Raw genomic sequence first — 12,777 nt, forward strand, 5'->3', positions numbered from 1 at the left:
CCGGGCTGGGGCGGGGGGTGGGGTGCGCGGAGGTGGCGGTTTGGGTTAGGCTGCGCGGGGTGGGGGGGGGGGGGGGGGGGGGGGGGCGCGCCCCCCCCCCCCCCCCCGGCCCGGCCCCCCCCCCACTCCCGGTGACGGGTTACCCCCGGCCGGCCCCAATGCTGCGCCGGGGCGGGGTGGTTCACTCGAACGGGATTCGTATGCCTACCGTTCCCGGACCCGTCGCAGCCCGATGTCGGAGACCTCGCCCAGGTGGCCGAGCTTGTCGGGGTTGGACACGGAGTGCAGCGCCCGGATCGCGCCGTCGACGATGTTCAGCTCCAGGACGGAGGCGACGCGCCCCCGCGGGTCGTAGGAGACCGCGCCCGGGCGGCCGTTGACGATCGCCGGGTGCAGGGTGATGCCGAGTTCGCGGCCGCGGCCGAAGCCGAAGGCGAGCAGCTGGGCGACGCGCTCGCGGCCGGCGACCGACCTGCCGACCGCCTGCGCCTTGCCGCCGCCGTCGCCGTGGAAGACCACGTCGGGGGCGAGCAGGTCGAACAGCTGGGCGAGGTCCCCGCCGGCGGCCACCGCGAAGAAGCGGCGCGCCAGTTCGTCGCCCTCCGCACGCCGGGCCGTGGGGAGCGGGGTGCCCGGGGCGTCGGTGGTGTCCGCGCCGCCCGTGGCCAGGCGTTTGCGGGCCCGGGCCAGGATCTGACGGCAGTTCGCCTCCGACTTGCCGGTCAGCTCCGCGACCTCCGGGTAGCCGTAGCCGAAGGCCTCGCGCAGCAGGAACACCGCCCGCTCCACGGGGGAGAGGGCCTCCAGCATCAGCAGCAGGGCCATCGACAGCGAGTCGGCCAGTTCGGCGTGCTCGGCCGGGGCGTCGCCGGGGCGCTCGGCGAAGGCGACCACCGGCTCCGGCAGCCACTCGCCGACGTAGGACTCGCGCCGCACCCGCGCCGAACCGAGGTGGTTGATGCCCAGGCGGGTGACCGAAGTGGTCAGGTACGCCTTGAGGTTGGCGACGGTGGTGCCCGCCCGCTGGGCGCGGGTCAGGTTGAGGAAGGTGTCCTGGACGAGGTCCTCGGCGTCGCCCACCGAACCCGTCATGCCGTAGGCGATGGAGAACAGCAGCGGCCGGTACCCCGCCGCCTCCGTCGCTCCCGCCGCTCCTGCCGCTCCTGTCATGGCCACCCCGTCCCGTCCCCGGCGCCGCCCCGGCCCCGGAGTGGCGCGCGTCACCGCGGGCGGTTGTCACAGGCCGCCCGGCCGCCCTGTCCCAGAGGGCAGCAGCGGACAAACGTACCGAGGAGAGCGACCGTCATGAACACTGCCCTGTGGACCGTCACCGCCCTGCTGGCCGCCGCCTACCTGCTCGGCGGCGCCTTCAAGGTGCTGGTGCCCAAGGAGCGGATCGCCGCCGCCGGGCGCAGCGGCCGCTGGGTCGAGGACTTCGGCGCGGGAGCGGTGAGGGCGATCGGCGCCCTCGAAGTCCTGGCCGCCCTCGGCCTGGTGCTGCCCGCGCTGCTGCACGTCGCGCCGGCGCTGGTGCCGCTGGCCGCGCTCGGCCTGACGCTGCTGATGGCCGGCGCGGCGGCGGTGCGCCTGCGGCGCCGGGAGTACCCGCTGGTGGCGGTGGACGCGCTCTACCTGCTGCTGGCCGCCTTCGTCGCCTGGGGCCGCCTGTAGGGCCCGTCGCCCAACTGCCCCTCGGAGGGCCCTTGCTAGGGTGCGCGGATGGAAGACCTGGACCTGGGAACCGTGGCCTGGCCGCCCGCGCCGATCCGCACCGAGCGCCTCGTGCTGCGCGGCAGCCGGGAGCGCGACCGGGCGGCGTTCGTCGACCTGTTGTCCTCGTCCGAGGTGCACACCTACCTCGGCGGGGCCCGGCCGCGCGAGGAGGTCGAGCGCGAGCTGCCCGGGGCGCCCGAGGACCGGCCCGGGACCTTCGTCGCCGAACTCGACGGGGCGATGATCGGCCTGGTCCTGCTCCGCCGGGCGACCGGCCACCGCCGCCCGGCCGCCACCGGCAGGCTCGACCTCGGCTACCTCTTCCTGCCCCGGGCCTGGGGGCGCGGCTACGCCGCCGAGGCGTGCACGGCGGCACTGGCCTGGCTTGCCGGCGCGCTGCCCGGCGAGGCGGTGGTGCTGACCACCCAGAGCGCCAACACCGCCTCGATGCGGCTCGCGGCGAAACTGGGCTTCACCGAGGTGGAGCGCTTCCGGGCCTGGGACGCCGAGCAGTGGCTCGGCATCCGGCCCCCGATGCCCGGCGTCTGAGACCCCCCCGGCCCCGCCCGGCTGCGTTCAACTCCGCCGCGCCCGGGCGGGGTCGCGCTGCGCCAGGACGGCGATCGCCTCCCGGCACCAGTCCCGGTTGCCCCGCTCGAAGGCCAGGCCGCGCAGGCAGGTCAGGTAGGGGCCGATCCGCTCGCCCTCGCGCAGGAACCGCGCCTCGTCCCGCCCGCCGCGCATGCCGTGCAGCATCCGCTCGAACAGGTCGATCTTCGCCTGGGCGAACTCGGCGCGCTCGGCGAGCTGTTCGGCGAGCACGGCGGGGTCGAGGTGGTCGGCGGCGCGGACCTTGACCATCAGGTCGTCGCGCACGAAGGAGGGCTTGGCGCTTGCGGCGGCGAAGTCGTCCAGTTCGGCGAGGCCGGCCGCGGTGACGGTGAACAGCCGCTTGGTGGGGCGGCCCTCCTGCACCACCTCGCGCCCGGCGACCAGCCCGTCCCGTTCCAGCCGGGTCAGTTCGGCGTAGAGCTGCTGCGGCTGGGCGTACCAGAAGTTGGCCACGCCGAGGTCGAAGGCCTTGGCCAGGTCGTAGCCGCTGGTCTCCCCGTCCAGCAGGGCGGCCAGCACGGCGTGTCGCAGGGCCATCGGGTCGGCCCTCCCTCCTGTTGCCGGATGTGCTCCGCATGGTAGTAGTCATCAATCTGACTAGTCACATCCATGACTATCCCGGGAGTGCCGCCATGACCGCCACCACCACCGCCGCCACCGCCGCCGAGCGCCTGCGCGCCGCCGTCGACGCCCGCGACCTCACCGCGCTGGACGACCTGTTCACCGACGACATCCGCTTCTACAGCCCGGTCAAGTTCGGCCCCTTCGAGGGCAAGCCCATGGTGCTCGGCCTCTTCGGGGTGCTGCTGCGCACCTTCGAGGACTTCCGCTACGTCGGCGCCTACGAGGGCGCCGCGCAGACCAGCGCGGACGGCACCGAGGCGCCGTCCGCGGTGCTGCTGTTCCGGGCGGTGGCGGGCGGCAAGGAGATCCACGGCATCGACCTGGTGCACGTCGACGAGCAGGGCCGGATCAAGGAGTTCACCGTGATGGTCCGCCCCCAGTCCGCCGTCCAGGCCCTCGGCCAGGCGGTCTTCGCCGGCCTGATCGCCGACGGCCTGGTCCCCGCCCCGCCCACCGCCTGAGACCCGCCGCCCACCGCCCGAGGCCCCGCCCACCGCCTGAGGCTCCCCGCCCGAGGTCCAACGCCCTTTCGGTGCCGGTCTGTTGCACCCCTGCCCGCCCCGGCCGGCCTGGAGGGGTGACGGCGCTTCGGGACACGGCTGTTGCCGTTCGCGGACACCCCCGGCCCGCCGGAGCGGGCAGGATGTGGGCGAACGTTCCGAGGGGGACGGCCGACGGGGGTGGCGTGATGGGGAGTACGGCGCGGCGCGGGGGCGCGGTGGTCGCGGCGGCGGTGCTGGCGCTGGGGGCGGCGGCCTGTACGGGGCAGGACGGCGGCACGCCGGAACCCGCGGCGAAACCCGCGGCGACAGCGACGGCGATGGCGACGGCCACTGCGGCGGTGCACCGGGTGGTGCTGCCCGAGCCGGCCCCGGCGTCGGCGCAGTGGGTCCTGGACGAGCTGGCCACGATGCACAAGGGCACGCCGGACTGCCCCGTCCCGACGCCGGAGAACACGGTCGTGCTCGACCGGAGCGAGGGCTCCCAGGACTGGGCGGACGTGGTGTGGCTGGAGGACGGCTCCCACCTGTGCCTGGCCTCGACCACCCGCGTCGACGGCCGCCTGAACACCGATGTCACCGGTGGCCCGCCCGGGGCCTTCACGGCCCGCAAGCGGCCGACGATGATCGGCGACCACCGGCGGCTGTCCCTCTTCGTTCTCTTCCCCGTGGACACGAAGCAGGTCGTGCTGCGGGGCGATGCCCGGCACCGGTTCGGGCCGCTGCACCAGCGGGTGATCGACCTCGGCGGCGGGAAGGCGGTCACCGTCGTCCAGTACGGCTTCGCCACGCAGGTCCCCGGCGCCCCGGCACCCGGGGCGCAGACGATGGAGCCGCCGTACGCGGACGACCTGCCCCAGCTGTGCCCGACCGTCACCGAGCCGTGCCGCGCCGCGGACGTCGACGGCTGAGCGGGCCGTGGTCCCCCGTTCAGTCCAGCAGGGCCGCCACCGCTCCCACCCGCCAGTGGCCGGCGGCGCCGGGGCGGGTGGCGAGGTAGCCGGCGGTGCGCCGGGGGCCCCAGGTGTGGGATTCGGCGAGGCCGGCGGCCAGGGTGCGCAGGTAGGCGGGGGAGGGGGCGGTGGGGGTGGCGCCGGCCAGGCCGGTGGGGGAGGTGAAGGTGAGCACCGGGCGCCCCCGGAGGGCGCCCACGCGCAGGAGGGTCTCGTAGCGGCCGGGGCCGAGCCGGTCGCGCCCGGTGGACAGGACCCGGGTGAGGTCGAGGTCGGCGGCGGGGGTGCGCTGTATCTCCTGGGCGGCGACGTCGCCGAACTGGCCGGCCGTGACGAGGTAGGCGCGGCAGGGCACCCGCCCGGGCCCGGCGGGGTCGTAGAAGGCGGTGCCGCCGTCCCAGGTGGCCGAGTGCCCGGCGAAGTACACCGTGCCGGGCAGGGTCAGGGCCGCGGTGGCGCGCGGCGGGCGCCGGTCGCGGCAGCCCGGGCAGGTGCGTGCCGCGCCCGCCGGGCGGCCGCCGCAGAGGTAGCAGGAGAAGCGGGCGGCGTGCAGGTTGGACCCGTACGCCGCGTACCAGAGGAGTCGGTCCCGGCCGGTGGTGCCGGGGCGGGCGGTCCGGGCGCACACCGAATTCACAGGAAACATCCGCACGGAAAAGGGTGGCGGCAGCCTCCCACACAAAGATGAGAATGACGTGCACAGGTCGAGAATCCGACCGAAACCCCCCGATTCGGTAGCCGACCCCTCACTACCTGTACCGTTCCGGTCGCCATGGTGTTCATCACTCTTCCCTCCGTCGTCACGCCCCTCCGGTTTCCGCCGATTAGCCTTCACCATCGAAAACGCTCGAAACCCCCCGAAATGACATTCGATTCGTATCGATGCCTGAGGAAACGGCATCGATGATGAGATTTCTCTTTGACCGCACCTTCGCTGCATCCAGCCGACTCCCAGCGGAGTCATGGTGAGTGGGCGCGTCCCACCAGGTGACGACCAGGTCACCGCACGTAGCAGGCAATGCGCGCCCTCCCAGGAAAACGGAGCCGAGGAACCCACCCCATGGACGCACGGCATGACACGTCCGGCCCAGTCACGCTGCACCGCCCCCACCCGGGGCAGGCGGCCGGCTGGCCGGTGGCCCAGCCCGCCCACCCCCGAAGCCTCCTCGACGTCATCGCCGCCACGGCCGACGCGCACCCGCACGCGCCCGCCCTGGACACCGGCGACGCCGTCCTCGACTACAGAACCCTGATGCAGGAGGTCGACGCCCTCGCCGGCGTCCTGGCCGGCCACGGCATCGGCACCGGCGACCGGGTGGGCGTACGCATCCCCTCCGGCACCGCCGACCTGTACGTCGCCATCCTCGCCGTGCTGCGCTGCGGCGCCGCCTACGTCCCGGTGGACGCCGACGACCCCGACGAGCGCGCCGAGATGATCTGGCAGGACGCCCGGGTCTGCGCCGTCGTCGGCGCCGGACGCAGCCTGTTCGCCGGCCCCGCCGCCCGCCCCTCGGGCCGCCCCGCCTGGCCCACCCCCGCCGACGACGCCTGGATCATCTTCACCTCCGGCACCACCGGCCGCCCCAAGGGCGTGGCCGTCACCCACCGCAGCGCCGCCGCCTTCGTCGACGCCGAGGCCCGGATCTTCCTGCGCCCCCAGCCGCTGGGCCCCGGAGACCGCGTCCTGGCGGGCCTGTCGGTGGCCTTCGACGCCTCCTGCGAGGAGATGTGGCTGGCCTGGCGCCACGGCGCCTGCCTCGTCCCCGCCCCCCGCTCCCTGGTCAAGGCCGGCACCGACCTGGGCCCCTGGCTCGTCCAGCGCCGCATCACCGCGATCTCCACCGTCCCCACCCTGCTCGCCCTGTGGCCCCAGGAGTGCCTGGACCAGGTCCGCCTGATCATCGTCGGCGGCGAGGCCTGCCCGGCCGAACTGGTCGAGCGCCTGGCCGTCCCCGGCCGCGAGTTCTGGAACACCTACGGCCCCACCGAGACCACCGTCGTCGCCACCGCCGCCCGGATGCTCCCCGGCGAGCCGGTGCGCATCGGCGCCCCCCTGGACGGCTGGGAGATCGCCGTCGTCGGCCCCGACGGCCACCCCGTGCCCTGGTACGAGAGCGGCGAACTGCTGATCAGCGGCATCGGCACCGCCCGCTACCTCGACCCCGCCAAGGACGCCGAGAAGTACAGCCCGCACCCCGCGATCGCCTCCCCCCGCGTCTACCGCAGCGGCGACCTGGTCCGCAACGACCCCGAGGGCCTGGTCTTCCTCGGCCGCGCCGACGACCAGATCAAACTCGGCGGGCGCCGCATCGAACTCGGCGAGATCGACGCCGCCCTCCAGGCCCTGCCCGGCATCCGCGCGGCCGCCGCCGCCGTCCGCAAGACCCCCGCCGGCGCCGACCTGCTGGTCGGCTACCTCGTCGCCCAGCCCGGCACCACCCCCGACCTGGCCACCGCCCGCCAGCACCTGCTGGAGCGCCTGCCCCAACCCCTGGTGCCCGTCCTGGCCCTGGTCGACTCCCTGCCCACCAAGACCTCCGGCAAGGTCGACCGCCACGCCCTGCCCTGGCCGCTGCCCACCACCGGCACCACCGGCCACGACGGCCCCGCCCAGCCCCTGGACGGCACCGCCGGCTGGCTCGCCGGCCAGTGGGAGCGCCTGCTCGGCATGGCCCCCGGCAACGCCGACGACTTCTTCGCCCTCGGCGGCTCCAGCCTCACCGCCGCCCGCCTGGTCTCCGAACTGCGCACCCGCCACAGCGGCGTCTCCGTCGCCGACCTCTACGCCCACCCGGTACTCGGCGACCTCGCCGGCTACCTCGACTCCCTCGCCCCGGCCCCGCGGGCCCAGGCGGCCGCGGCCGGGCCGGAATCCGCCGCGACCGCCCCGCCCCGCAAGCCGGTGCGCCCCACCCCGCGCAGCGCCGGCCTCTGGCAGACCCTGATGCTGCTCGCCATGTTCGGTCTCTCCGGCCTGCGCTGGGTGATCGTCCTGATCGCCGCCGACAACCTCATGGGCACCGACATCCCCTGGGCCCCGCACAGCTCCTGGTGGCCCGTGGCCGCCGGCGCGCTCCTCTTCTTCACCGCCCCCGGCCGCACCCTGCTCGCCGCCGCCGGCGCCCGCCTGATCACCGCCGGCATCCGCCCCGGCAGCCACCCCCGCGGCGGCCACGTCCACCTGCGACTGTGGGCCGCCGAGCGCTACACCGCCATGTTCGGCACCGGCAACCTCTCCGGCACCCCCTGGGCCGTGCGCTACGCCCGGATGCTCGGCTGCCGCGTCGGCCGCGACGTCCAGCTGCACACCGCGCCCCCGGTCACCGGCCTGGCCCGGATCGGCAACGGCGCCAGCCTCGAACCCGAGGCGGACATCGCCGGCTGGTGGCTCGACGGCGACACCCTCCAGCTCGGCCACCTCGACATCGGCGAGGGCGCCGCCGTCGGCCACCGCGCCACCGTGATGCCCGGCGCCCGCGTCGGCGCCGGCGCCCAGATCGCCCCCGGCTCCTGCGTCACCGCCACCGTCCCGCCCGGCGAGCACTGGCACGGCTCCCCGGCCCGCCCCTCCACCGAGGCCCGCACCCCCTGGCCCACCGCCCCCGCCAAGCGCACCCGCGCCTGGAACCCCGCCTACGGCGCCGCCTTCGCCCTCTTCGGCCTCGTCCCCGTCCTGGCCGCCCTGCCCGCGCTGTTCATCGTCTACCCGCTGGTCGACACCGACCGCACCCTGCTCGCCGCCCTGCTCCAGCTGCTGCCGCTGACCGTGCCGCTGGCCATCCTGACCGTCTTCTGTCACGCCGCGCTGATAGCCCTCCTGATCCGCCTGCTCTCACTCCCGCTGCGCCCGGGCTTCCACCCGGCCACCGGCGGCGTCGCGTTCTGCGCCTGGGGGGTCTCCCACCTCAGCGACGGCGCCCGGCGCACCCTGTTCCCCTTCTACGCCAGCCTCTTCACCCCGGTGTGGCTGCGCCTGCTCGGCGCGAGGGTCGGGCGCCGGGTGGAGGCCTCCACCGTGCTCGCCCTGCCCGCCCTGATGCGGGTCGACGACGGCGCCTTCCTCGCCGACGACACCCTCGTCGCCCCCTACGAGCTGCGCGACGGCTGGCTGCACCTGGGCCGCTCCCACGTCGGGCGCCGCTCCTTCGTCGGCAACTCCGGCATCGTCGGCCCCGGCCGCTCGCTGCCCGACAACTCCCTGGTCGGCGTGCTCTCCGACACCCCCGCCCAGGCCCCCGAGGGCTCCTCCTGGCTGGGCCGGCCCGCCTTCGCCCTGCCCCGGGTGGCCGCCGCCGGCGGCGAGGACCGCACCTACAACCCGCCCAAGCGCCTGATGTGGGCCCGGGCCGGCGTCGAGGTCTGCCGGCTGCTGCCGGTCGTCGTCGCCGCGATCCTGGCCGACCTGGTCTTCGCCGCCCTCCAGGCGATCCGCGACCACTACGGGCTGGGCACCGCCGCCGGCGCGGCCGGCCTGGTGCTGGCGGCCGCCGCCGTGGCCGCCCTGGCGCTCACCACCCTCGCCAAGTGGCTGCTGGTCGGACGCTTCCGGGTGTCCGAGCACCCGCTGTGGTCCTCCTTCGTCTGGCGCAACGAGCTCTACGACACCTTCGTCGAGGAACTCGCCATGCCCTTCGGCGGCGGCGCCATGACCGGCACCCCCTACCTCAACCTGTGGCTGCGCAGCCTCGGCGCGAGGATCGGGCGCGGGGCCTGGTGCGAGACCCACTGGCTGCCCGAGAGCGACCTGGTCACCGTCGGGGCGGGCGCCAGCGTCAACCGCGGCACCGTGCTGCAGACCCACCTGTTCCACGACCGGGTGATGCGGCTGGGCCCCGTCCACCTGGGCGCCGGCTCCACCACCGGGCCGCACTCGATCGTGCTGCTCAACTCCTCGCTCGGCGACGACACCACGGTCGGCCCGGCCTCCCTGGTGATGCGCGGGGAGAACGTCCCCGGCGCCACCCGCTGGCTGGGCAACCCGGTCGCCGCCTGGAACGCCGACGCCACCCCGCCGGCCGGGCGCCGCGCGGCCCGCGGGCGGCGCCGGGCCGCCGTGATGTAGCCCACCCGCACGGGCCCGCGCACAGGCGGTGCGGCCACGGTCGAACCCGTGGCCGCACCGCCTGCGCTTTGCCCGGACTTGGGAGAAGAACGCCATGCCCACGGCAATTGTGAAGAAGGCCGGGCGGCTCCGGCCCCCGGTGCGCCGGGCGGCGGGGGCGGTCCTGGGCGGCGGGGGTCAGTCCTGGGCGGTGGGGCGCACGACGATCTCGCTGACGTCGACGCCGTCCGGCTGCGCGACGGCGTAGCCGATGGCCGAGGCCACGGCGGAGGGCGGCATGGCGATCTCGTCGCGCCGGCGCACCAGCGCGGCCGCGACCTCGGGGCCGGCCCCCTTGCCGACGCCCTCGGTGTGGGTGAAGCCGGGGGAGACGAGGGTGACGCGCAGGCCGGGCCCCGCCTCCTGGCGCAGGCCCTCGGTGAGCACCTTCACCGCCGCCTTGGTGGCCGCGTAGACACCCTGCGGGGGCCTGACGACGTACGCCGCGGTGGAGCCGACGTTGACGAACTGGCCGGTGCCCTGGCGGCGGAAGACGGGCAGGGCCGCCGCGATGCCGTTGAGCAGGCCGGTGACGTGGGTGGCGACCATGGCGTCCCAGTCGTCCTGGCGCAGCTCGTCGAACGGCGAGACGGCCATCGTGCCCGCGTTGGAGACCAGCACGTCGAGCCGCCCGTACCGCTCCAGGGCCGTGTCCGTCAGGCGCCGCAGGTCCTCGCGGCGCCGGACGTCGACGACGACGCCGGTGGCGTCGGCGCCCCGGGCGGTGACGGCGTCCACGACGGCCTCCAGCCGCTCCCGGCGCCGGGCCCCGAGCACCAGGCGGGCGCCCCGCTCGGCGAGGTGGTGCGCGGTCGCCTCCCCGATGCCGCTGCTGGCGCCCGTGATCGCGATGACCTTGCCCTGGATGCCCGACATGAGCTCCTCCTTCTCCCCGGTGCGTGCGCGGCGGGCGCCCTGGCCTACAGTGAAAACGGAGGCGCCCCCGCTTGCCTCCAGTTAAGTGGAGGCGCCTCCGTTTATCAAGCGGGGAAGACTTCCGGGCGACGACGACCACCGAGGAACGAGGACGGCGAGCACCGATGACCGACGCAGCACCCATGGCCGGCGCGGCACCGAAGCCCGACGCGGCACCGAAGACCGACGCGGCACCCCGGCCGCTGCGGGCCGACGCGCGGCGCAACCGGGAGAAGATCCTCACCACCGCCGCGCGCGTGTTCGGGGAGCAGGGGCCGGACGCGCACCTGGAGCGCATCGCCAAGGAGGCGGGCGTGGGCAGCGCCACCCTCTACCGCAACTTCCCCACCCGGGAGGACCTGATCGAGGCGGTCTACCGCCACGAGGTGGCCCAGCTGTGCGAAGCCGCCCCCGCCCTGATCGCCGAGCGGCCGCCCGAGCAGGCGCTGCGCACCTGGACACGCCTGTTCCTGGACTACGCCACCGCCAAGTACGGCATGATCGACGCCCTGCGCGCCATCGCCGCCACCGGGGCCAACCCCTACGGCGGCAGCCGGGAGATGATCCGGGCCGCCGTCACCACGCTCATGGACGCCTGCGCGGCCGCCGGCGCGATCCGCACCGACATCCGGCCCACCGACCTCGCCGCCGCCCTGGAGGGCATCGCCCTCACCTCGGCGGGCGCCGAGCACCGCGAGCAGGCCGAGCGCCTGCTCGACCTCACCCTGGACGGCCTCACCGCGCGACGGTGAGGCACCGGTGACCGTGACGAGGGCCGTGACGAGGGCCGGGGCCGCCAACGGCACGATCGAAGGGAGGCGGCCCCGGCCCCGGTCCGTTCCCGTACGGGCGGGGCATCGACCGCGGAAAGCCCGTACGGCTGCGGTCGGCACCCATTCGACGACTTCAACAGCACTTGAAGTCAAGCCCCCCGGCCGCGCCCCCGACAGGAAACCGGACACCGCCGCGGGGTAGCCTCGCTCCCGGCGGGGGCCGACAGGCGCGACGGGACGAGGGGCGGACGGGATGACGCAGCAGCAGCGCGGCTACTGGCGGGAGGCGGACGGCACGGCCGTCGCCGTCAGCCAGGCGCACATCGTGTGGACCAGGGCGGCCTACCCGGCCCTGGTGGACGTGGCCCACCGCTACCACGCGGTGATCACCTACGCCGAGCTGGCCGAGGCCGTCCAGCAGGCCTCCGGGGTGCGCACCAGCGTCAACCAGCGGCACTGGATCGGCAAGGTGCTGGCCCTGGTGGTGCGTGAGGCCCACCGGCGCGGCGACCCGCCGCTGACCGCCCTGGTCGTGAACGCCACCGACGGCATGGTCGGGGCCGGCTACCAGGACGTGCTGGAGGTCGCCGGGCAGCCGCCCGTCCTGGACGAGATGGACCGCGAGCAGCACGCCGCCGCCGCCCGGCTCGCCTGCTACCGGCACTTCGGCGCCGACCTGCCCGCCGACGGCGGCATCCCCGCCCTGGCCCCGCGGCTGAAGACCACGGTGACCCGCCGCAAGAGCGCCGCCGCCGCCCCCGCGGCCGCCGCGGCCACCGCGACCACCCCGCGCCCGCCGGCGATCTGCCCCAACTGCTTCCTGGAACTGCCCGCGACCCGGGTGTGCGACTCCTGCGGGGCGACCGTCGCCTGAGCCGGGGCCCGGTACGCGGCCCGGGGTGCGGCCCGGCCGCCGTCACACCGCGGCCGGCATCCTCCCCGGCATCTGCCAGCCCTCCGCCAGCCGCGAGGGCGTCAGCCGCCGGCCCTCGCCGAAGAACTCGCAGAACTTCATGATCAGCGGGTCCCAGCCGACCGGGTCCACGTAGTGGTCGGTGCCCGGCACGATCAGCCGCTCGTCCACGTGCGCGCGCACCACCGAGACCTCGAAGGCGGTGCACCCCGGGTTGCCCGCCAGCGGCCGGGCCTCCTCCAGCCGGCACTCCAGCTGCACCGGGCACTCGGCGGCCCGCGGCGCCCGCACCAGCTCACCGGGCAGCTCGGTCAGCCCCGCGGCGGCGAACTTCCCCCGCTCGTGCCGGTAGCCCTGCGCGAGCCGGTGCTCGGTGATCCGCGGGTTGGCGGTCAGCAGCGCGAGCGCGTCCACGGCGTCGACCTGCCCGGCCGAGGGCAGGTTGAGCACGCACTCGCCCTCGCGCCGCAGGTTGACCGACGTCTGGGAGCTGTTGCCCAGCCCCAGCACGCAGGTCTGCCCCAGCCACCAGGCCGAGGACATCGGCGCCAGGTTGGCGCTGCCGTCCTCGTTGCGCGAGCCGATCAGCACCACGGGGGTGCCGAAGTAGAGAACCTTGAGATCGGTGACCTTGTGCACGGGAAGAGCCGTCCTCGCATCGGGTGAGTCGGTG

Annotated in this window: 12 protein-coding genes; 7 read left to right on the forward strand and 5 right to left on the reverse strand. The window is 75.3% G+C overall.

Features of this window, described 5'->3' with window-relative positions; translation table 11 throughout:
- Positions 1-204: 204 nt before the first annotated feature.
- Positions 205-1,170, reverse strand: coding sequence for an RNA polymerase sigma factor SigJ (gene sigJ / locus ACFV8H_RS17265; RefSeq protein ID WP_380400561.1), 966 nt, complete (start codon positions 1,168-1,170; stop codon positions 205-207).
- A gap of 135 nt (positions 1,171-1,305) precedes the next feature.
- Here sigJ and ACFV8H_RS17270 point away from each other — a divergent pair, with 135 nt between their 5' ends.
- Together ACFV8H_RS17270 and ACFV8H_RS17275 are read left to right on the forward strand one after the other, a co-directional pair.
- Positions 1,306-1,671, forward strand: a complete 366-nt coding sequence (locus ACFV8H_RS17270; RefSeq protein WP_380400562.1) for a DoxX family protein — start codon at positions 1,306-1,308, stop codon at positions 1,669-1,671.
- Between the two features lie 48 nt (positions 1,672-1,719).
- A complete protein-coding gene (locus tag ACFV8H_RS17275) occupies positions 1,720-2,262 on the forward strand; it encodes a GNAT family N-acetyltransferase (protein ID WP_380400564.1) in 543 nt (180 codons plus the stop codon).
- A 27-nt stretch (positions 2,263-2,289) separates the two neighbouring features.
- Here the strand turns inward: ACFV8H_RS17275 and ACFV8H_RS17280 are convergent, their stop codons facing one another.
- Entirely contained in the window at positions 2,290-2,862 is a 573-nt protein-coding gene (locus tag ACFV8H_RS17280) for a PadR family transcriptional regulator (RefSeq protein ID WP_380400566.1), read from the reverse strand.
- Between the two features lie 95 nt (positions 2,863-2,957).
- Between ACFV8H_RS17280 and ACFV8H_RS17285 the strand changes: the two genes are divergently transcribed.
- Positions 2,958-3,410, forward strand: coding sequence for a nuclear transport factor 2 family protein (locus ACFV8H_RS17285; protein WP_380400568.1), 453 nt, complete (start codon positions 2,958-2,960; stop codon positions 3,408-3,410).
- Between the two features lie 227 nt (positions 3,411-3,637).
- Positions 3,638-4,360, forward strand: a complete 723-nt coding sequence (locus ACFV8H_RS17290; RefSeq protein ID WP_380400570.1) for a hypothetical protein — start codon at positions 3,638-3,640, stop codon at positions 4,358-4,360.
- Between the two features lie 19 nt (positions 4,361-4,379).
- On the opposite strand, the gene ACFV8H_RS17295 is transcribed toward ACFV8H_RS17290, so the two are convergent.
- Entirely contained in the window at positions 4,380-5,030 is a 651-nt protein-coding gene (locus tag ACFV8H_RS17295; RefSeq protein WP_380400572.1) for a histone deacetylase, read from the reverse strand.
- Between the two features lie 432 nt (positions 5,031-5,462).
- On the opposite strand from ACFV8H_RS17295, the gene ACFV8H_RS17300 reads away from it, so the two are divergent.
- Positions 5,463-9,464 (forward strand): Pls/PosA family non-ribosomal peptide synthetase, encoded by a 4,002-nt coding sequence (locus tag ACFV8H_RS17300; RefSeq protein ID WP_380400574.1) that lies wholly within the window; start codon positions 5,463-5,465, stop codon positions 9,462-9,464.
- Positions 9,465-9,641: 177 nt separating this feature from the next.
- Here ACFV8H_RS17300 and ACFV8H_RS17305 read toward each other — a convergent pair whose 3' ends face one another.
- Positions 9,642-10,379 (reverse strand): SDR family oxidoreductase, encoded by a 738-nt coding sequence (locus tag ACFV8H_RS17305; protein WP_380400576.1) that lies wholly within the window; start codon positions 10,377-10,379, stop codon positions 9,642-9,644.
- 164 nt (positions 10,380-10,543) lie between these two features.
- On the opposite strand from ACFV8H_RS17305, the gene ACFV8H_RS17310 reads away from it, so the two are divergent.
- Positions 10,544-11,170, forward strand: a complete 627-nt coding sequence (locus ACFV8H_RS17310) for a TetR/AcrR family transcriptional regulator (protein ID WP_380400578.1) — start codon at positions 10,544-10,546, stop codon at positions 11,168-11,170.
- A gap of 274 nt (positions 11,171-11,444) precedes the next feature.
- Positions 11,445-12,065: a hypothetical protein gene (locus tag ACFV8H_RS17315; RefSeq protein WP_375896766.1), complete on the forward strand. Its 621-nt coding sequence runs from the start codon at positions 11,445-11,447 to the stop codon at positions 12,063-12,065.
- A gap of 42 nt (positions 12,066-12,107) precedes the next feature.
- Here the strand turns inward: ACFV8H_RS17315 and ACFV8H_RS17320 are convergent, their stop codons facing one another.
- Positions 12,108-12,743: a flavin reductase family protein gene (locus ACFV8H_RS17320; protein WP_375896769.1), complete on the reverse strand. Its 636-nt coding sequence runs from the start codon at positions 12,741-12,743 to the stop codon at positions 12,108-12,110.
- Positions 12,744-12,777 lie beyond the last annotated feature (34 nt).

The organism is Kitasatospora sp. NPDC059827 (assembly GCF_042731675.1).
Classification (GTDB): Bacteria; Actinomycetota; Actinomycetes; order Streptomycetales; family Streptomycetaceae; genus Kitasatospora.